The 19077-nt window shown below is 74.1% G+C and carries 16 protein-coding genes; 5 read left to right on the top strand and 11 right to left on the bottom strand.

The features are described 5' to 3' along the window. Positions 1-87: 87 nt before the first annotated feature. The 3 genes from acnA to ACZ7RU_RS00145 all read right to left on the bottom strand — a co-directional run bounded on the left by acnA (position 88) and on the right by ACZ7RU_RS00145 (position 4148). Positions 88-2733 (bottom strand): aconitate hydratase AcnA, encoded by a 2646-nt coding sequence (acnA, locus tag ACZ7RU_RS00155; RefSeq protein ID WP_470338702.1) that lies wholly within the window; start codon positions 2731-2733, stop codon positions 88-90. 183 nt (positions 2734-2916) lie between these two features. Beyond that, positions 2917-3072 carry a hypothetical protein gene (locus ACZ7RU_RS00150; RefSeq protein ID WP_387748134.1) on the bottom strand — a complete coding sequence of 52 codons (156 nt, stop codon included), beginning with the start codon at positions 3070-3072 and terminating at the stop codon, positions 2917-2919. After that, positions 3069-4148, bottom strand: a complete 1080-nt coding sequence (locus tag ACZ7RU_RS00145) for a hypothetical protein (RefSeq protein WP_470338701.1) — start codon at positions 4146-4148, stop codon at positions 3069-3071. The genes ACZ7RU_RS00150 and ACZ7RU_RS00145 overlap by 4 nt, the downstream gene beginning before the upstream one ends. A 30-nt stretch (positions 4149-4178) precedes the next feature. On the opposite strand from ACZ7RU_RS00145, the gene ACZ7RU_RS00140 reads away from it, so the two are divergent. From ACZ7RU_RS00140 to ACZ7RU_RS00130, 3 genes are all read left to right on the top strand, one after another. Further along, positions 4179-4538 (top strand): hypothetical protein, encoded by a 360-nt coding sequence (locus ACZ7RU_RS00140; protein WP_470338700.1) that lies wholly within the window; start codon positions 4179-4181, stop codon positions 4536-4538. A gap of 121 nt (positions 4539-4659) precedes the next feature. Then, positions 4660-5070: a type II toxin-antitoxin system VapC family toxin gene (locus ACZ7RU_RS00135; RefSeq protein ID WP_470338699.1), complete on the top strand. Its 411-nt coding sequence runs from the start codon at positions 4660-4662 to the stop codon at positions 5068-5070. Between the two features lie 83 nt (positions 5071-5153). After that, positions 5154-5687: a superoxide dismutase family protein gene (locus ACZ7RU_RS00130; RefSeq protein ID WP_470338698.1), complete on the top strand. Its 534-nt coding sequence runs from the start codon at positions 5154-5156 to the stop codon at positions 5685-5687. A 73-nt stretch (positions 5688-5760) separates the two neighbouring features. On the opposite strand, the gene argF is transcribed toward ACZ7RU_RS00130, so the two are convergent. The 3 genes from argF to ACZ7RU_RS00115 form a co-directional block, all read right to left on the bottom strand. After that, positions 5761-6762, bottom strand: a complete 1002-nt coding sequence (argF, locus tag ACZ7RU_RS00125; RefSeq protein WP_470338697.1) for an ornithine carbamoyltransferase — start codon at positions 6760-6762, stop codon at positions 5761-5763. Positions 6763-6883: 121 nt separating this feature from the next. Then, complete coding sequence (locus ACZ7RU_RS00120) at positions 6884-9586, bottom strand: polynucleotide kinase-phosphatase (protein WP_470338696.1); 2703 nt, start codon at positions 9584-9586, stop codon at positions 6884-6886. Continuing rightward, the gene (locus ACZ7RU_RS00115; RefSeq protein ID WP_470338695.1) at positions 9583-11184 is read right to left on the bottom strand and encodes a 3' terminal RNA ribose 2'-O-methyltransferase Hen1; all 1602 of its coding nucleotides are present in this window, start codon (positions 11182-11184) and stop codon (positions 9583-9585) included. The genes ACZ7RU_RS00120 and ACZ7RU_RS00115 overlap by 4 nt, the downstream gene beginning before the upstream one ends. Before the next feature lie 141 nt (positions 11185-11325). On the opposite strand from ACZ7RU_RS00115, the gene dapD reads away from it, so the two are divergent. Further along, positions 11326-12330 carry a 2,3,4,5-tetrahydropyridine-2,6-dicarboxylate N-succinyltransferase gene (dapD, locus tag ACZ7RU_RS00110; protein WP_387748118.1) on the top strand — a complete coding sequence of 335 codons (1005 nt, stop codon included), beginning with the start codon at positions 11326-11328 and terminating at the stop codon, positions 12328-12330. Between the two features lie 153 nt (positions 12331-12483). On the opposite strand, the gene helR is transcribed toward dapD, so the two are convergent. Then, positions 12484-14637, bottom strand: a complete 2154-nt coding sequence (gene helR, locus ACZ7RU_RS00105) for an RNA polymerase recycling motor ATPase HelR (protein ID WP_470338694.1) — start codon at positions 14635-14637, stop codon at positions 12484-12486. Between the two features lie 412 nt (positions 14638-15049). On the opposite strand from helR, the gene ACZ7RU_RS00100 reads away from it, so the two are divergent. Next, a complete protein-coding gene (locus tag ACZ7RU_RS00100; RefSeq protein ID WP_470338693.1) occupies positions 15050-15286 on the top strand; it encodes a hypothetical protein in 237 nt (78 codons plus the stop codon). On the opposite strand, the gene ACZ7RU_RS00095 is transcribed toward ACZ7RU_RS00100, so the two are convergent. The 4 genes from ACZ7RU_RS00095 to ACZ7RU_RS00080 form a co-directional block, all read right to left on the bottom strand. Then, positions 15232-15996 carry a DUF6099 family protein gene (locus tag ACZ7RU_RS00095; RefSeq protein ID WP_470338692.1) on the bottom strand — a complete coding sequence of 255 codons (765 nt, stop codon included), beginning with the start codon at positions 15994-15996 and terminating at the stop codon, positions 15232-15234. The genes ACZ7RU_RS00100 and ACZ7RU_RS00095 overlap by 55 nt on opposite strands. A gap of 166 nt (positions 15997-16162) precedes the next feature. Beyond that, complete coding sequence (locus tag ACZ7RU_RS00090) at positions 16163-16582, bottom strand: nucleotide pyrophosphohydrolase (RefSeq protein ID WP_470339292.1); 420 nt, start codon at positions 16580-16582, stop codon at positions 16163-16165. An 8-nt stretch (positions 16583-16590) separates the two neighbouring features. Beyond that, entirely contained in the window at positions 16591-18096 is a 1506-nt protein-coding gene (locus ACZ7RU_RS00085; RefSeq protein WP_470338691.1) for an AAA family ATPase, read from the bottom strand. Between the two features lie 70 nt (positions 18097-18166). Further along, positions 18167-19069 carry a putative RNA methyltransferase gene (locus ACZ7RU_RS00080; RefSeq protein WP_470338690.1) on the bottom strand — a complete coding sequence of 301 codons (903 nt, stop codon included), beginning with the start codon at positions 19067-19069 and terminating at the stop codon, positions 18167-18169. Between the last annotated feature and the right edge of the window lie 8 nt (positions 19070-19077).

The following is a 19077-nucleotide window of genomic DNA, read 5'->3' as shown; positions in this document are numbered from 1 at the left end:
CACAAGGGGGCGGGCCAGGTCGGTGCAGCATGCAAAAGGGGCCGGACCGCGTGGTGCGGTCCGGCCCCTCTAGCCCTGTGCCGGGACTCAGCCGATCAGCGAGCGCAGCACGTACTGCAGGATGCCGCCGTTGCGGTAGTAGTCCGCCTCACCGGGGGTGTCGATGCGGACGACCGCGTCGAACTCCTTCTCGCCCGCCTTGACCTTGACGGTCTTCGGGGTGCGGCCCTCGTTGAGCTCGGTCACGCCGGTGATGGAGAAGGTCTCCTCGCCGGTCAGGCCGAGGGACTCGGCGTTCTCGCCCTCCGGGAACTGCAGCGGCAGGACGCCCATGCCGATCAGGTTCGAGCGGTGGATGCGCTCGTACGACTCGGCGATGACGGCCTTGACGCCCAGCAGCGCGGTGCCCTTGGCGGCCCAGTCGCGGGACGAGCCGGAGCCGTACTCCTTGCCGGCCAGGACGACCAGCGGGATGCCGGCGGCCTGGTAGTTCTGCGAGGCGTCGTAGATGAACGACACCGGCGCGTCGGCCTGGGTGAAGTCGCGGGTGTAGCCGCCCTCGGTGCCCGGCGCGATCTGGTTGCGCAGGCGGATGTTGGCGAAGGTGCCGCGGATCATCACCTCGTGGTTGCCACGACGGGAACCGTAGGAGTTGAAGTCGCGCTTCTCGACACCGTTGGCGGTCAGGTACTGCGCCGCCGGGGTGCCCGGCTTGATGTTGCCGGCCGGGGAGATGTGGTCGGTGGTGACCGAGTCGCCCAGCTTGGCCAGGACGCGGGCGCCGGCGATGTCGGTCACCGGGCTCGGGGTCTTGGCCATGCCCTCGAAGTACGGGGGCTTGCGGACGTAGGTGGACTCGGCGTCCCACTCGAAGGTGTTGCCGGTCGGGACCGGGAGCGACTGCCAGCGGTGGTCACCGGCGAAGACGTCCTGGTAGCCCTTGTCGAACATCGCCTCGTCGATGGAGCCGGCGACGGTGTCGGCGACCTCCTGCTCGGACGGCCAGATGTCGGCGAGGAAGACGTCGTTGCCGTCGGCGTCCTGGCCCAGGGCGTCCTTGGTGATGTCGATGTTCATGTTGCCCGCGAGGGCGTAGGCGACCACCAGCGGCGGGGAGGCCAGGTAGTTCATCTTGACGTCGGGGTTGATCCGGCCCTCGAAGTTGCGGTTGCCGGAGAGCACCGAGACGACCGCGAGGTCGGACTCGTTGACGGCGGCCGAGACCTCCTCGGGCAGCGGGCCCGAGTTGCCGATGCAGGTGACGCAGCCGTAGCCGACCAGGTTGAAGCCCAGCTTCTCCATGTACGGGAGCAGGCCGGCCTTCTCGTAGTAGTCCATGACGACCTTGGAGCCGGGCGCCAGGGTGGTCTTGACCCAGGGCTTGACGCGCAGGCCCTTCTCCACGGCCTTCTTCGCCAGCAGGGCGGCGCCCAGCATGACGGAGGGGTTGGAGGTGTTGGTGCAGGAGGTGATCGAGGCGATCACGACCGCGCCGTTGTCGATCTCGTAGGTCGAGCCGTCGGGGGCGGTGACGGCGGTCGGCTTCGAGGCCTCGGCGGAGTAGGTCGGCAGCGCCTCGGCGAACTTCTCGGCGGCCTCGGCCAGGATCACGCGGTCCTGGGGGCGCTTCGGGCCGGAGATCGACGGGACGACGGTCGAGACGTCCAGCTCCAGGTACTCGGAGTAGACCGGCTCGTGCGACGGGTCGTGCCAGAGACCCTGCTCCTTGGCGTACGCCTCGACCAGGGCGAGCTGCTGCTCGTCGCGGCCGGTGAGCTTCAGGTAGTTGATGGTCTCGGCGTCGATCGGGAAGATCGCGCAGGTCGAGCCGAACTCCGGCGACATGTTGCCGATGGTGGCGCGGTTGGCCAGCGGGATGGAGCCGATGCCGTCGCCGTAGAACTCGACGAACTTGCCGACCACACCGTGCTTGCGCAGCATCTCGGTGATGGTGAGCACCAGGTCGGTGGCGGTGGTGCCGGCCGGCAGCTCGCCGGTCAGCTTGAAGCCGACGACGCGCGGGATCAGCATGGAGACCGGCTGGCCGAGCATGGCGGCCTCGGCCTCGATGCCGCCGACGCCCCAGCCCAGCACGCCCAGGCCGTTGACCATGGTGGTGTGCGAGTCGGTGCCGACGCAGGTGTCCGGGTACGCCTGGCCGCCCCGGACCATGACGGTGCGGGCCAGGTGCTCGATGTTCACCTGGTGGACGATGCCGGTGCCCGGCGGGACGACCTTGAACTCGTCGAACGCGGTCTGGCCCCAGCGCAGGAACTGGTAGCGCTCCTTGTTGCGGCCGTACTCGATCTCGACGTTCTGGGTGAACGCGTCCTTGGTGCCGAACTTGTCGGCGATGACCGAGTGGTCGATGACCAGCTCGGCCGGGGCCAGCGGGTTGATCTTGGCCGGGTCGCCGCCCAGCTCCTTGACGGCCTCACGCATGGTGGCGAGGTCGACCACGCACGGCACACCGGTGAAGTCCTGCATGATCACGCGGGCCGGGGTGAACTGGATCTCCTGGCTCGGCTGGGCCTTCTCGTCCCAGTTGCCGAGGGCGCGGATGTGGTCGGCGGTGATGTTCGCGCCGTCCTCCGTGCGGAGCAGGTTCTCCAGCAGCACCTTGAGGCTGTACGGCAGCCGCTCGGAACCCTCGACGGCGGAGAGCTTGAAGATCTCGTACGACTCGTCGCCCACCTGCAGCGAGCTGCGGGCGTCGAAGCTGTTCGCGGACACGACTGACTCCTTCTGGGTGCTTCGTGCGGTATCCGGCCGTCACGCGGTGGTAAGGTCAGCCTTACTTAGGCCCACCTTGCCCGCATCGCCGGCGAGCGCCTCTCGGCAAGTATCTTGATGTCGAGATATATCGTAGGGCGCAGTTATCTCGATGTCGAGATAAACCATAGTGCATGCCGTGGCTCACCGGTCGTCCGGGCCGCGCCGCTTGCGCTCCAGCCTGATCAGCCAGACCGCACCCGCCACGACGGCGGCCGCCATCAGCAGCACCACCACAAGCTCACCACCGGAACCGCCGGTCGGCGAGGGGGCGATGTCGGCCAGCGGGATCGTCCTCACTCTTCCTCCTCCGTTCGCGCCCGGTTCGCACCCGGGCCCAGAACCAGTACCAACAACACCGGGAACTCCAGGTACGCGTGGTAGGTCGCCAGCGCCGCGTACAGCGAACGGCCCTGGGCGTAGTCCACGGCGAACAGGAGAGCCAGCAGCACCCCCGCGCCCGCCCCCAGGTACCACGCCCGTGCCCCGCGCAGACCCGGCACCCTGGCGTCGAAGCGCTCCGCGGCCTCCGGCGCGTACCGGGGCAGGAACCAGACCCAGACCACGTAGTGCATCGTCTGGAGGAACGCGAACACCGCCAGGAAGCGCAGGCCCGCCTGCGGCGTCAACAGGGCCGGCGGGGTGTAGGCGGCCGCCAGCCGGTCCGTCCAGCCGCCCGGGCGCTGGGACAGCACGCCGTCCAGCAGGCCGCTCAGCAGCAGCGCCGGCACCAGCAGCACCCAGGCCGACTGCAACGCCAGGAACGCCGCCCGGCCCCGCGCCAGCCGGCGCGACCACTCGACCAGGAACAGCAGCGGCACCACGTTGTGCAGGTGGGCCAGCACCACGAAGTGGTACCCGGGGAAGGCCAGCGACGCCGCCCCGGCCCCCGCCAGCAGCACCGCGGCCGCCGACAGCGACCGGGGGCGGCCGCGCAGCCCGTACCGGCACGCCGCCGCCAGCAGGCCGTACGCGAGCAGGATCTCCGCCGACTGGGCGGCCCGGGAGGGCGGCAGCAGCCGGCACAGCACGATGCCGGTCACCAGCGCCAGCAGCAGCCGCAGCAGCGGGCCGGTCAGGACGGTGGCGAAGCGGCCGGCCACGTAGCGCAGCTCCAGCACGTTGTGCAGCAGGCCGAAGGCGGCCAGGTCCAGCACCGCCAGGCCGGTCGGGGCGCGCAGGGCCAGCGCCAGGGCGAGGACGGCGGACAGGGCGAAGCCCGCGAACGGCACGGCGCCCAGCCGGGCCGTCGGGCCCGGCGCGGGCCAGGCGGTGGCCGCGGTCGCCACGCTCGTGCTCGTGGTCGCCGTGCCCGTGGTCGCCGTGGTCGTGCTCGTGGTCGTCGAGCCGGTGGTCGCCGTGCCCGTGGTCGCCATGTTCCCCCTCCCCGTGGCACGATCCCCGCCGTGCGCTACCCGGTGGCCCTCGCCCTCACCCTGCTGACCGAGGCACCCGTCTACACCGCCGCCCTCGGACGCGTGGCCCGGGTCCGTCCCGTCCGGGCGGCCGCGGCCGCCGTCCTGGTCAACCTGGTGACGCACCCCCTGCTCTGGTGGACCCTCCGGCACTGGACCGACGGGCCGGCGGCAGCGTACTGGACGGGCTTCGCGCTCGGCGAGGCGGCGGTCTGCGCCGTCGAGGCGCTGCTGCTCCGCCCGCTCACCGGGCTGAGCCCGCGCGACCCGCTGCCCTGGCTCGCCGCCGGCACCGCCAACGCCGCCTCCCTGCTGGCCGGACTGCTCGCCGGGCCGCTGACCGGGAGCTGAGCCTGCGGAGGGCCGGGCCCGGGGCCGCGTTACGGGCCCCCGGGCCCGGCGCCGTCGGACGAGCGCCGCCCCGGTACCGTGACCGGTGAGTTGACGTGCGGAAACGGGCAGGGGCCGACTGATGATCGTGGTGGACGCATCCGCGCTGGTGCTGGCGCTCGCCGACCAGGGCCCGCGCGGGATCCGGGCCCGCGAGGAACTCGCCGCCGGCGGCGAGTGGCTGGCACCCGAGCACATCGTGGTCGAGGTGATGCAGTCGCTGCGCGGCCTCCACCTGGCGAAGGAGCTGACCGCCGAGCGGGTCGCCGAACTCGCCGTCGAACTCGCCGAGGTGGCCGTGCACCGGATCCGCAAGGTCGAGGTGGCGCCGCTGCTCGGCCGGATCTGGGAGCTCAAGGACAACCTCACCCCGGACGACGCCGCGTACGTCGCGGTCGCCGAACGGTACGGGGTGCCGCTGGTCACCGCCGACCTGCGGCTGATGCGGGCCAGCGGGCCGCGCTGCGAGATCCGGGGGCTCCGGCGGGACTGAGCGGCTCACGGCCCGGGTGTCCTCGGAGCTCCGGCCGCGTTAGCAGGGCGACCGTCGCCCCGCCCGTGGAAGGCCCCGCCCCGATGACCGCTCCGCTCGCCGCCGCCCTGCTGCCGCTGGCCCTGCTCACCCCCGCCGCCTCACCGGTCTCGGTCGTCGAGGCCGCCTTCGACCCCGCCACCGCCTTCGTCCCGCCGGCCGCGATCAGCTACGCGAGCGACCTGGTGCCGTACGGCTCGCACGCCCGGATCGTCACCGACCGCTCGGTGCCCGGGCGGACGGTGCTCACCCTGACGGCCTCCGACCTGGCCCCCGACCACGAGTTCCCGGTGCACCTGCACACCGGCCGCTGCGGGGCCGACCCGGCCTCCTCCGGGCCGCACTACCAGCACGAGGTCGACCCGGTGCAGCCGTCCACCGACCCGGTGTACGCCAACGAGCGCAACGAGCTGCGGCTGGTGCTGCGCACCGACGGGCGGGGGCGGGGCAGCGCCACCACCGCGGTGGACTGGCAGCCGCGGCCGGGCGAGGCGCGCTCGCTGGTGCTGCACGCGGGCACCCCGGCCGGGCCGCACGCGGCGGGCGACCGGGTGGCCTGCGTCAAGCTGGACGACTGAGGCCCGGGGGCGTCCGCGGCCCGGGGGCGTCCGTGTCCCGGGGGCGTCCGCGTCCCGGGCTGCCCGGGCCCGGTCAGGAGCCGAGGGTGGCGACCAGCACGGCCTTGATGGTGTGCAGCCGGTTCTCCGCCTGGTCGAACACGATGGAGTGCGCCGACTCGAACAGCTCGTCGGTGCACTCCAGCTCGGTCATGCCGGTCGCCTCGTACATCTGCCGCCCGACCACCGTGCCGAGGTCGTGGAAGGCGGGCAGGCAGTGCAGGAACTTCACGGCCGGGTTGCCGGTGGCCCGGACGGTGTCCATGGACACCTGGTACGGCCTGAGCAGCTCGATCCGCTCGGTCCAGGCCTCCTTGGGCTCGCCCATCGAGACCCAGACGTCGGTGTAGAGGAAGTCGGCTCCGGCCACGCCCTCGGCCACGTCCTCGGTCAGGGTGATCCGGGCGCCGGTCGTCTCCGCCAGGGCCTGCGCCGACTTCTGCACCTCCTCGGTCGGCCAGAGCGCGCGCGGGGCGACGATCCGGATGTCCATGCCGAGCAGGGCGCCGGTGACCAGCAGCGAGTTGCCCATGTTGGAGCGGGCGTCGCCGAGGTAGGCGAGGGCGACCTCGGGGAGCGGCTTGACGGTGTGCTCGGTGACGGTGAGCACGTCGGCCAGCATCTGGGTCGGGTGCCACTCGTCGGTCAGGCCGTTCCAGACCGGGACGCCGGCGTACTCGGCCAGCTCCTCGACGACCTCCTGGCCGTGGCCGCGGTACTCGATGCCGTCGAACATCCGGCCGAGCACCCGGGCGGTGTCCCTGACGGACTCCTTGTGGCCGATCTGCGAGCCCGCCGGGTCCAGGTAGGTGGTGGCGGCGCCCTGGTCGTGGGCGGCGACCTCGAAGGCGCAGCGGGTGCGGGTGGAGGTCTTCTCGAAGATCAGCGCGATGTTCTTCCCGCGCAGCCGGGGCCGCTCGGTGCCCGCGTACTTCGCCGCCTTGAGACCGGCGGCGAGGTCCACCAGGAAGCGGAACTCCTGGGGCGTGAAGTCGAGCTCCTTGAGGAAGTGCCTGTTCCGGAGGTTGAAGGCCATGCCGGGCTCCTGGGGTGACGGGACTGCGGGAAAGCGGCAAGTGTATACGATGCTCGGAATTTCTATACAGAAGCCTGGCGGCGGGGCGCGGCTGACCCGGCCGTCACCGCCGTCCCAGTCGTCACAGCCGGGGGTCGACCGGCTCCGACTCCAGCGCGAGCACAGCGAAGACCGGCTCGTGCACCCGCCACAGCGGCTCCCCCGCCGCCAGCCGGTCCAGCGCCTCCAGGCCCAGCGCGTACTCGCGCAGCGCCAGCGAGCGCTTGTGTCCCAGCGCGCGCAGGCGCAGCCGGTCGAGGTGCTCGGTGTAGTCCGGACCGTAGATGATCCGCAGGTACTCCCGGCCGCGCACCTTCACCCCGGGCTGCACCAGGCCGCCGGGGCGGCCCTTGCCGCGCACGGTGCGCGCCGGCGAGGCCAGCGGCTTGACCACCATGCCCTCGCCGCCCGCCCCGGTCAGCTCCTCCCACCAGGCGGTGGCGGCGGCCGTCGAGGCCTCGTCCTCGGTGTCCACCAGGATCCGGCGGGTGCGGTGCAGCACCGGCTCCTTCCGCCCGGCGTTGCCGGCGGCGTCCGTGCCGTCAGTGCCACCGGTGCCGCCAGTGCCACCGGCGGCCGTGCCGGCGGCCGTGTCGGCGTCCACCAGGCGGTCGATCCAGGCCAGGTGCTCGTCGTGCGGGCGCACCGCGAGGTTCGTCCCCTCGGCCGCGAGCAGCTGGAACGGCGCCAGCCGGATGCCCGACAGCCCCTCGGTCGGCCAGCAGTAGCGCCGGTACGCCTCGGTGAACGCCCGGGCGTCGGCCGCGCGCTGCCGCTGGCGGGCGGTCAGGTGGGCCAGGTCCAGGCCGCGCCCGGCCGCCCGCTCCAGCGCGGACAGCACCTCCGGCAGGGCGGCGCCCGCCGCCGCGCCGACCGCCGCGTACTGCCGGCGCAGCAGCTCCACCGCCTTCAGCGACCAGGGCATCAGCTCGGCGTCCAGCAGCAGCCAGTCGGTGGCCAGCTCCTCGAACAGCCCGGCGCGCTCGGCGGCCGACCGGACCCGGTCGAGCACGGCGCCGGTCAGCTCCTCGTCGGCGAGGAAGGCGCGGCCGGTCCGGGTCCAGATCGCTCCCGGGCCCGCCACCCCGAAGCGGCGCTCCAGCGCGGCCCCGTCCCGGGCGACCAGCAGCACGGCGCGCGAGCCCATGTGCTTCTCCTCGCAGACCAGGTGCCGCACGCCGTCCGCCCGGTAGCCGAGGAAGGCCTCCTCCGGGTGCTCCAGGTAGCCGTCCCGGCGGGAGGTGGCGCTCGGTGCCATGGTCGGCGGCAGGTAGGCGAGCAGCCGCGGGTCCAGCGCGAAGCGGCTCATCACCTCCAGCGCGGCGGCCGCGTTCTCCTCCCGGACGGCCACCCGCCCGTGCAGCCCGGTCTCGACGATCCGGCGCCCGGCCACGTCGGCGAGGTCCAGCGGACGGCCCTCGCGGGCGCCCGGCGCGTCGGTGATCAGCGGACGCACCGGGGCGTACCACTCGCGCTCGGCCTCGACGCTCACCAACTCGCGCTCCGGGTAGCGCAGCGCGGTCAGGCTGCCGCCGAAGACGCAGCCGGTGTCCAGGCAGACGGTGTTGTTGACGAAGCTCGCGGTCGGCACCGGGGTGTGGCCGTAGACCACCAGCGCCCGGCCCCGGTACTCCTCCGCCCACGGGTAGCGCACCGGCAGGCCGTACTCGTCGGTCTCGCCGGTGGTGTCCCCGTACAGCGCGTGCGAACGGACCCGGCCGGAGTTGCGGCCGTGGTACCTCTCCGGCAGGCCCGCGTGGCAGACCACCAGGGCGCCGCCGTCCAGCAGGTAGTGGCTGACCAGGCCGCGCATGAACGCGCGGACCTCGGCCCGGAACTCCTCGCTCTCCCCCGCCAGCTGGTCCAGCGACTCCTCCAGGCCGTAGGCGACGGTGACCTTCCTGCCGTCCATCGCCCGGCCGAGCTTGTTCTCGTGGTTGCCCGGCACGCAGAGCGCGTGGCCGGCCGCCACCATGCCCATCACCAGGCGCAGCACGCCCGGGGTGTCGGGGCCGCGGTCGACCAGGTCGCCGACGAACACGGCGGTGCGGCCCGCCGGGTGCGCCGCGTCCACCGGGCGGCCCTCGGCGTCCCTGGTCAGGGTGTAGCCGAGCCGGGTCAGCAGCGTCTCCAGCTCGGAGCGGCAGCCGTGGATGTCGCCGACGATGTCGAACGGGCCGGTGAGGTGGCGCAGGTCGTTGTAGCGCTTCTCCAGCTCGATCCCGGCCGCCGCCACCTCCGCCTCGCCGCGCAGGACGTGCACCTTGCGGAAGCCCTCGCGCTCCAGGCCCCGGAGGGAACGGCGCAGCTCCCGGTGCTGGCGGGGGATCACATGGGCGGGCAGCTGACGGTCCGGGCGGGAGCGGTTGCGCTCGGCGCACACCCCCGGCGGGACGTCCAGGACGATCGCGATCGGCAGCACGTCGTGCTCGCGGGCGATCGCGACCAGCTGACGGCGGGCCTCGGGCTGGACGTTGGTGGCGTCCACCACGGTCAGCCGGCCGGCCGCCAGGCGCTTGCCGACGATGTAGTGCAGGACCTCGAAGGCCTCGGCGGAGGCGGACTGGTCGTTCTCGTCGTCGGCGACCAGGCCGCGGCAGAAGTCGGAGGAGACCACCTGGGTGGGCAGGAAGTGGCGGCGGGCGAAGGTGGACTTGCCCGCACCGCTGGTGCCGATCAGGACGACGAGGGAGACGTCGGTGACGGGGAGGCGGCGGGGGGTGGCGCTCTCGGCGTCGTCCTGGTGCCGGCTCTCGCCGGGAGTGCCGGTCGGATCGTCGGTCATCGGGGCTCGCCTCCTTCGGGCGTCGAGGTCGTGGCGGGTGCGGCGGGCGTCGAGCTTGTGGCGGGCGTCGTGGTCGTGGGCGTCGAGCTCGTGGCGGGCATGGCGGGCGTAGTAGTCGTGGTGAACAGGGCCAGCTGGGTCGGGGCGCCGACCTCCTCGTCCTCCGGGCCGACCGGGCGCAGCTCCACGGTGTAGCCGTACGCGGCGGCGACCTTCCCGGCCCAGGCGCGGAACTCGGCCCGGGACCACTCGAAGCGGTGGTCGGCGTGCCGGACGGTGCCCGCCGGCAGGTTCTCCCAGCGGACGTTGTACTCGGCGTTCGGTGTGGTGACCACGACCGTCCTCGGCCGGGCGGCGCCGAACACCGCGTACTCCAGCGCGGGCAGCCGCGGCAGGTCCAGGTGCTCGATCACCTCGCACAGCACCGCCGCGTCGAAGCCCTTGAGCCGGGCGTCGGTGTAGGTGAGCGCTCCCTGCACCAGCGCCACCCGGGCCGCCTGACGCTCCGACAACCGCTCCAGGCCCAGCTTACGGCTCGCCGCCCGCAACGCCCGGGCGGAGACGTCCACGCCGAGGATGCCGGTGAACCGGGCGTCCTTGAGCAGGTCGCCGATCAACTCGCCCTGGCCGCAGCCGAGATCGGCGACGCGGGCGGCTCCGGTCTCGCGCAGCGCGGCGAGGATCGCGGTGCGGCGCTGCTCGGCGAGCGAGGGCTGCCCGGGCTCCGGCTGGTCCCGGTGGTCCCGGACCTCCTCCTCGGGCCGGTCGTCGACCGCGTTGTCGATCTCCTCGACCTCACGGTCGTCGGCCTCCGCCAGCCGGGCCAGTTCCAGGCGCTCCAGCGCGGCCCGGGTCAGCGACCAGCGCCGGGCCAGGTAGCGGCGGGTGATCAGGGCGCGCTCCGGGTGGGCCGCCAGCCAGCCCTGGCCGGCGGCGAGCAGCTTGTCCACCTCGTCCGGGGCGACCCAGTAGTGCTTGGCGCCGTCCAGCACCGGCAGCAGCACGTACAGCTGCTGGAGCGCGTCGGCGAGCCGGACCGTCCCGGAGGAGAGCGCGATCCGCACGTAACGGGACTCGCCCCACTCGGGGAACGACTCGTCCAGCGGGATCGCCGTCGCCTCGACCTGCCAGCCAAGCGGCTCGAACAGCCGGACCACCAGGGCCGGGCCGCCGCCCCCGCCCGCGCCGTTCGCGGGCACGGCGGGCAGCTCGATCCGCAGCGGGCGGGCCCGCCCGGGCAGTTCGGGGCGGGCCGGGCAGGCGCCCTTCATCGCGGACCGGAACACCGTCCGCAGCGCCACCGCGAGCAGCGAGGACGCGGCGTACGGGCGGTCGTTGACGTACTGGGCGAGCGCGAAGTCGGGCGAGCCGCCGCGCCCCCTGCCGTCGCCCCGGCCCTTGCGGACCAGCGTGATCGGGTCGATGTCGAGCAGCAGCGCCGCCGTGCAGGCCTCGTCCCGCGCCTCCGGGTAGAAGACGTGGGCCTCGCCGTGCGACGTGGTGAACCGCTGGACCTTGCCGGGGTGCTTGTGCAGCAGGAACCCGAGGTCCGTGGCCGGGTCCTCGGCGCTGCCGGTGGTGGAGATCGACATGAACACCCGCTGAAGTATCGCCCAGCGCCTCGGCGCCGAGCACCGGGTTTTCCCGTCCCGTGAGCCGCCGACCAGCGCCTCCGACGGACGTGTCCGTCCGGTGGGCGTGTTCGGCACCGGGGCCCCGCATTGGTTAACGTGCAGGGTGTGACTGCTGAATCCACCTCGCTCGAATCCACCTCCGCGGCGAACGGCGCCGTCGCCGCCGGCCTGGCCACCATCGCCGCCGACGGCACCGTCCTCGACACCTGGTTCCCCGCCCCCGCGCTGGCCGCCGAGCCCGGCCCGGCCGGCACCGTCCGCCTGACCGCCGAGCAGGCCGAAGCCGAGATCGGCGCCGGCGCGGCCGAGGCGCTGCGCGCCGACGCCCGCCGCGGCGTCGAGGTGGTCGCCGTGCGCACCACCATCGCCTCGCTGGACGAGAAGCCGCTCGACACCCACGACGTGTACCTGCGCCTGCACCTGCTCAGCCACCGCCTGGTCAAGCCGCACGGCCAGAACCTGGACGGCATCTTCGGCCTGCTGGCCAACGTCGCGTGGACCAGCATCGGGCCCGTCCCGGTGGACAAGGTCGAGCAGGCCCGGCTGGCCGTGCGCGCCCAGGGCGGCCAGCTGGCCGTCTACGGGATCGACAAGTTCCCGCGGATGACCGACTACGTCGCCCCGACCGGTGTGCGCATCGCCCACGCCGACCGCGTCCGGCTCGGCGCGCACCTGGCCGCCGGCACCACCGTGATGCACGAGGGCTTCGTCAACTTCAACGCCGGCACCCTGGGCACCTCCATGGTCGAGGGCCGGATCAGCGCGGGTGTCGTCGTCGGCGACCACAGCGACATCGGCGGCGGCGCCTCGATCATGGGCACCCTGTCCGGCGGCGGCAAGCAGGTCGTCTCGGTCGGCGAGCGCTGCCTGCTCGGCGCCAACGCGGGCATCGGCATCTCGCTCGGCAGCGACTGCGTGGTCGAGGCCGGCCTGTACGTGACCGCCGGCACCCGGGTCACCACCCCGGACGGCACGGTGGCCAAGGCCGTCGAGCTGTCCGGCCAGGACAACCTGCTGTTCCGCCGCAACTCGCAGAGCGGCGCGGTCGAGGTCATCGCCCGCTCCGGTTCCTGGGGCGGCCTGAACGCCGACCTGCACGCCCACAACTGACCTGCGGGCACAGGCTGTTGGGGTCCGGCGCCGGGTGGCGCCGGGCCCCGCCCGCTTTCCGGGACCCGCCCGTTTCCCCGGCCACCGTCCGCTTCCCGGCGGCCGGTCGTGGCGCCCGCGCCCTCTTCCACTCCCTTCGTCGCCCCCTCCTCATCAGCTCCTGAGGACGACCAGCCGCTGGGTCGCCCTGGTCATCGCGACGTAGCGGTCGACCGCTCCCTCGACGCCCCCGCCGAACGCCTCCGGGTCGACCAGCACGACCAGGTCGAACTCGAGGCCCTTGGACAGCTCCGGGGTCAGCGACCGGACCCTCGGCCGCGCCTCGAAGCCGGGAGCGCCGATCACACAGGCGGTCCCCTCGGCGTGCCCGGCGAGCCAGCCGTCCAGGACGGCGTCCAGCTCCGCCACCGACCCGTGCACGACGGGGATGCCGCTGCTGCGGACGGAGGTCGGCACGTTGGCGTCCGGCAGCGCGGCCCGGATCGCGGGCTCGGCCTCGGCCATCACCTCCTCCGGCGTCCGGTAGTTGATGCTCAGTGAGGCCACCGTGTTCCGGTCGAGCCCGATCCGCTCCAACCGCTCCTGCCAGGACTCGGTGAACCCGTGCCTGGCCTGCGCCCGGTCCCCGACGATGGTGAAGCTCCGGGACGGGCAGCGCAGCAGCAGCATCTGCCACTCCGCGTCGGTCAGCTCCTGGGCCTCGTCCACCACGATGTGCGCGAACGGCCCGGCGAGCGGCTCCGGGTCGGCGACGGGCAGGGCCGTCTCGTCGACCAGGGTGTCCTGGAGGTCGCGCCCGCGCAGCATCGCCACCGCGCCCTCGCCGTCGTCGTCGGCCTGCAACAGGTCGCCGATGACGTCGGCCATCCGCGCGCGTTCGGCGGCGGCCGCGGCCTCCCGCCGGAGCCGGCGCCGGTCCGCCTCCGGATCACCCAGCCGCTGCCGGGCCGCGTCCAGGAGCGGCAGGTCGGACACCGTCCAGGCCTGCGGCGCGTCCTTGCGCTGGAGCCTGCGGACCTCCTCGGGGGCCAGCCAGGGCGCGCACATCCGCAGGTAGGCGGGCACCGACCAGAGATCGCCGACCAGGTCGGCCGCGTCGAGCAGCGGCCAGGCCCGGTTGAGCGTCTCGACCAGCTCCCGGTCCTGCCGCAGCGACCGGCGGAACAGCTCCGGCGAGACCCCCTCGTCCTCGTCCAGCTTGTCCATCAGGATCGTGGCCAGCTCCTCCCAGATCTGCTCGCGGGCCTCGTTGTGCGGGGTGCCCGGGTCCGGGGCGTCGAACGCGTCGGACCAGTCCTCGGCGCTCAGCCAGAGGTCGGCCCAGTGGGTGGAGACCTCCATCCCCTCGGTGGGCGGCTCCTCGTAGAACCGGACGGCCTTCTCGATCGCCCTCACCATGTCGACCGAGGACTTCAGCCGGGCCACCTCCTGGTCGCTCTCGGCCCCGGCCTTCGCCCCCTCGGCGACGAGGTCCCGCACGGTGCAGGTGCGCACCCCGTCCTCGCCGAGGCTGGGCAGGACGTCGGCGACGTAGGCCAGGTAGGGCTGGTGCGGGCCGACGAACAGCACCCCGCCGCGCCGGTGGCCGAGCCGGGGGTCGGAGTAGAGCAGGTACGCGGAGCGGTGCAGCGCGACGACCGTCTTCCCGGTGCCCGGGCCGCCGTCTACCACCAGGGCGCCCCGGGATCCCGCCCGGATGACGGCGTCCTGGTCGGCCTGGATGGTCGCCAGCACGTCCCGCATCCGGGCCGACCGGTTGCCGCCCAGGCTGGCGATGAACGCGGACTGGTCGTCCAGCGCGGCGTGCCCCTCCAGGGCCTCGGCGGTGAACACCTCGTCCCAGTAGTCGCCGATCCGGCCGCCGCTCCAGCGGTACCGGCGCCGGCTCACCAGGCCCATCGGGTCGGCGTGGGTGGCCGCGAAGAACGGCTCGGCCGCGGGCGAGCGCCAGTCGACCAGCAGCCGGCGCCCCTCGCTGTCGGTGAGCCCGAGCCGCCCGATGTACACCGGCTCCGCCTCGCCCGCGAGGACGACCCGCCCGAGGCAGACGTCCAGGCCGAACCGGCGCAGGGCGCGCAGCCGACCGGTCAGCTTGTGCACCTCGATGTCCCGGTCCATCGCCTCCCGACCGAGGCCGCCCGGCGCGCGGCGCAGCGCGTCGAGGCGGTCGGACAGCTCGGCGATCGACTGCTCCAGGCTCTCCGCCACGGCCGCGAAGTGCCGCTCGTCCGCGCCGATGAGCGCCGGGGCGGCCTTGGCGGCGAGGCGGGCGGGGAGGTCGAACGCACTGGTGGTCCGGGTGTTCATGGCATCAGCTCCGATCTGAGGCCTGCGATTGTGCGCCACCACGGGGGCCTTGCCGCAAGACCCCCCATGCGCTATACGTTGAGAGTGGCAAGGGGTGGGTTCTCCCCCTTCCGCGTCTCCTCCTCTCCGGGCGTGCCCGACCGCGCCCTGCCTCCGCCTCACCGATCGCGCCCCGCTCCGCGCCTAGCCGAGCCGGCGCCGCGAGGGCAACCCCGGCTCACCCGGGAGGCTGACCGCGCAGCGGAGTTGGACCGCATCGAGTGGTGTCCGGGTGACGGCATCCGGGGCAGTTCGTTGGGAGCTACGGCGGGGGTGGGTGCCCCGGTGGGCGGGCAACCGCCGTCTCCCGCCGTGCGGTCCGAGCCACCGTCGGCCGCTCCACACCGCGCCACCGAGCCGAAGAGGTCCCGTCATGTCCGAACCATCTGCCACGCCGCAGTTCCCGAGCAGCCCGACGGGCTCGGCCGACGGCACCTCGGCCGGATCCACCACTCCCAAGAGCCTGTTGGAGCAGATGCAGGAACTGCTCGCCTCCGTCACCGCGGACCTCGCCGAACTCCAGGGCTCCGGCCCCGGGAGCAGCGGCTCCACCGCCTATCCGACCGGGACGGACACCTCCGAGGCCTCGGACGCGCCGGGCACCCGGTAGCCCGCCACCTGGCCCTCCTCGGCCGGCCCGCCCTCACCGGGCGGGCCGCCGCCGTCCGACGGGCGAATGGCCGGAGGCGGCGGGCCACTACCGGAAGGCGAGCCACTGCCGCTCGCCGCACCTCCACCGCCACTGCCACCGCCACCGCCCGGCGGACCGGTTTCACCCGGCGGCCCGAGCCGGACCACCAGCAACGGTGCCCCGGCACCCGCCGGCTCCCGTTCGCGCTCCGCCCCGCCGAGCGCCGCGGGTTGCGCCCCCTCCGCCCGGACCGCCGCCCGGCACAGCCGTACGGTCAGGTCCTTGCACTCCGACACCGCGTCCACGCCGTCGATGCACGTCCAGTAGAGGCTTTCGGTGTCCGCCCCGCAGGCCAGCACCACCAGCGTCTCGCCGACCTCCTGGAGCAGCCCGTCCAGCGCCCCCAGGGCCGGCGCCAAGTCCCCCAGGTCGGTGAGCCGCGCGGCCCGGCCGCCGCTCACCAGGGCGGCCCGGACGACGGAGCGGTCCAGGCAGACCGCCGCGTGCGCCCCGGCCTCGGACAGCTGCTGCCCCAGCCCGGTGAGCTCCTCGTCCTCCGACTCCGCCAGCCTGGCGCCCACCGCCTCGGTGAGCAGCGCGGCCTGCCGCGCCTCGGCCAGCACGTCCGGTACGTGCCTGGCCTCGGCCAGGGCGTGCCGGGCCGTCTTGATCAGTCGCAGCGCCTCCATGGCCACCGCTCCTCCCGCTCGCTGTCGCCGTCGGCCCGAGCCGCCGGGAAGGGCGGCCGAGCGGTGACGGCTGGTCACGGCGAAAGCGTGCGAGGAAGAGCGCGAGCGCGCATCCAGGTCGTCAGAACCTGTGGACAACTGAGGGGTTGTGGATAACTTTCGTCCCTCACAAGGGTTGGTCGCCCACGTCCGAGTTGACGGAGGCCGTCGTCTCGGCGCCCCCGGCCGCGTCCCCAGAGGCACCGGCCGCGTCCACCGGCACCGGGAAGCGGAGCTCGTTCCGCTCGATCTTGGCCGCCAGGGCCTCCAGCGGCTCCACCCCGACCGCCGTGCAGAACTGCAGCAGGTACGCCAGCACGTCCGCGACCTCGTCGCGCACCCGGTGCGCGCGCTCCGGATCGGACATCACCGCGTCCGCCTGTTCCGGCGTGAGCCACTGGAAGATCTCCAGCAGCTCCCCCGCCTCCACGCTCAGCGCCGCCGCCAGGTTCTTCGGGGTGTGGAAGGGTTCCCACCGCCGGGCCGCCGCGAAGTCCACCAGCCGCTGCCGCAAGGCCTCCACGGTGGGCTCCGCCGGCCCCGTCACTCGTTCGCTCACCCCTCCAGGTCTACCGCATCGCGACCCGCCGCCCCACCACCCGCCGGGGACTCCGCACCGCCCTCCGGGGATCCGGCCGAGCCCCCCTCTCCCGCCGACCGCCCCGCGGCCCGCTCCGCCGCCAGGCCCTCGCCCGCGACCGCACCCCCGTCCTCCCCGCCGTCGGGCCCGAGGCCCGCCCTCCCGGCCGCCTCCCCGCGCCCGCCCTGGGCCGGCACCCGCGCCGCCTCCGTCCGCAGCACCGTGAACCCCGAGTCCGGATCCCGCCGGCACTCGACCAGCACCACCCCGCCACCGGGAGTGGCACCCAGCACCTCCCGTGCCGCCGCCGGCTCCTGCAGGGCCGCGACCACCCGCAGCTGGCTGCGCTCCGCCATGTCCCGCGCCAGCCGCAGCAGCGTGGCGGTCTGCTCGGCGGAGAGCCCCGCGCCCAGGTCCTCGGCGAGCACGGTGAGCTGCCGGTGCGCCCAGGGCACCTCGGCGGCCACGTCGAGGTCGAGCACCCCGGCCCCGGTCAGCAGCACCGCCGCGAAGGCGAGGTGGCGCAGCATGCCGTCGGAGGCCTGGTCGGCCCCGGTGCGCCCGAGGACGCCCTCGTCGAAGACGGCGAGGACCCGCCGTACGCCCGCGCTCTCGCGCTCGGCCAGGGTGAGCCCGAGCAGCGGGTGGGGCGCGGCGGACTGCACGGCGCGCAGCAGCTGCCCGTACCGGCGCGGGCACTCGTTGCTCAGCCGGGCGACGACGGCGGAGATGTTGGCGGCGTTGCTGCGCAGCCGGGCCTGCGGGTCGGCCCGGGCCCAGCCGCGCATCAGCGCGGGGACGGGGTGCAGCGGGAAGACCTCGCGCAGCGCGGTGAGCAGGTCCTCGGTGGCGGCGAGGACGAGGCACTCCCCGGCCGAGGAGCCGGCGACCCGCAGCGGCAGCTGCGCGGTGATCATCGTGCCGCTGGGGAACGGCGCCCGGATGTCGCCCTGTCGGCTGTCGTTGTGCCAGCAGACGTTGACCCGCCGGTTGCGGACGTCCTGCTCGCCGGTGTCCATCAGGGTCCGGCCGTCGAGGGTGAGCGACTCCCGGGCGATCCGGACCGGGCCGTCGGTGCGGACCACCACGTCGAGCCGGATCAGGCCGTGCGGCGAGCGGACGGTGCAGCCGAGGATGATCGCGTCCCGCCCGTGCGGGACGCACCCGTCCAGGCCGCCGCGGACGGGCCCGGCGAGCGGGCCGGTGCGCTCGGGCAGCCCGTCCAGCGAGTCCGCGATCTCCTCGCCGAGGGCGAGCCGGGACAGCACGGCCAGCGCGTCGAGGGCGTTGGACTTGCCGACCCCGGCGGGCCCGTGCAGCACGGTGAGGGGCGCGAGCGGCAGCACCGCGCGCCGGTAGGACTTGAACGAGGTGAGCCGGAGCTCCTCGACGGTGGGGCGCGGCACGGGTGGCCGGTCGGGCCCCGGGGCGTCCGGCCGGAGGTGGGGCGGCCCTGCGGGCCTGGTGGCGTCGCGGTTCACCCGTCGGACGTTAGCCGCAGGCCGACCGGCAGAAACGTGCCTGCGCGGCAGATTCATCCCAACGTGGCGCTCAGCGCCGGTACGCGGCCACCGTCACCGAGGCCGTCACCTCCACCGGCTCCGGCAGCTCCGCGAGCGCGGCGCCGAGCCGCTCCGGGTCGGTGTGCCAGGCGCTCGGCCCCATGCCGACGACGGTGCGCACGTCCTGCGGGCCGAGCCGCAGGGTGAACTCGACCTCCCGCCGCCCCACGGGCTCCAGGTACGGCCCGAGCTTCTCGTCGATCCGCCGCTGCTTCTCCTCGTCCACCGACAGCAACCCCAGCGCGTCGACGAGTTCGCGCAGGTGGCGGGCGGTCGGCGAGACCAGCAGCAGGGTGCCGCCCGGGCGCAGCACCCGGCGGATCTCCGGCCCGTTGCGCGGGGCGAAGACGTTGAGCATCAGCCCGGTCGAGGCGTCCCGCAGCGGCAGCGGGCGCCAGGCGTCGCACACCACGGCGCCGATCCGGGGGTGCGCCCTGGCGGCGCGGCGCAGCGCGAACTTGGAGATGTCGAGGGCCGCGCCCACGGTGCCGGGCAGGGCGTCCAGCACGTGCGCCAGGTAGTGGCCGGTGCCGGCGCCGAGGTCGGCGACCAGGCCACCGGACTCGCCGGCGTCGGCGGACCCCGAGGTGGCGGCGGAGGCGGACCCCGAAGCCGAGGCGTCGGCGTCGGCGACGACGGCGACGGAGGCGGCCTCCGCCAGTGCCTCGGCGATCGGCCGGTAGTGCCCGGCGGCGAGGAAGTCCGCGCGGGCCGCGACCATCTCGGCGGTGTCCCCCGTGCCGGTGTGGGCGTCGCCGGCGAGGAGGCTGACGTAGCCCTGCTTGGCGAGGTCGAAGCTGTGCCCGGCCGGGCAGCGCAGGCTGCGGTCGTGCCGGGTGAGGGCCTGCGCACAGTGCGGGCAGGCCAGGTAGCGCTCGATGTCCTGGAGCAAGGTTCCGT

The organism is Kitasatospora sp. NPDC114501, assembly GCF_055633695.1.
Note: the sequence above shows the minus strand (reverse complement) of the source record. Positions and strands in the feature narration are given on the sequence as shown.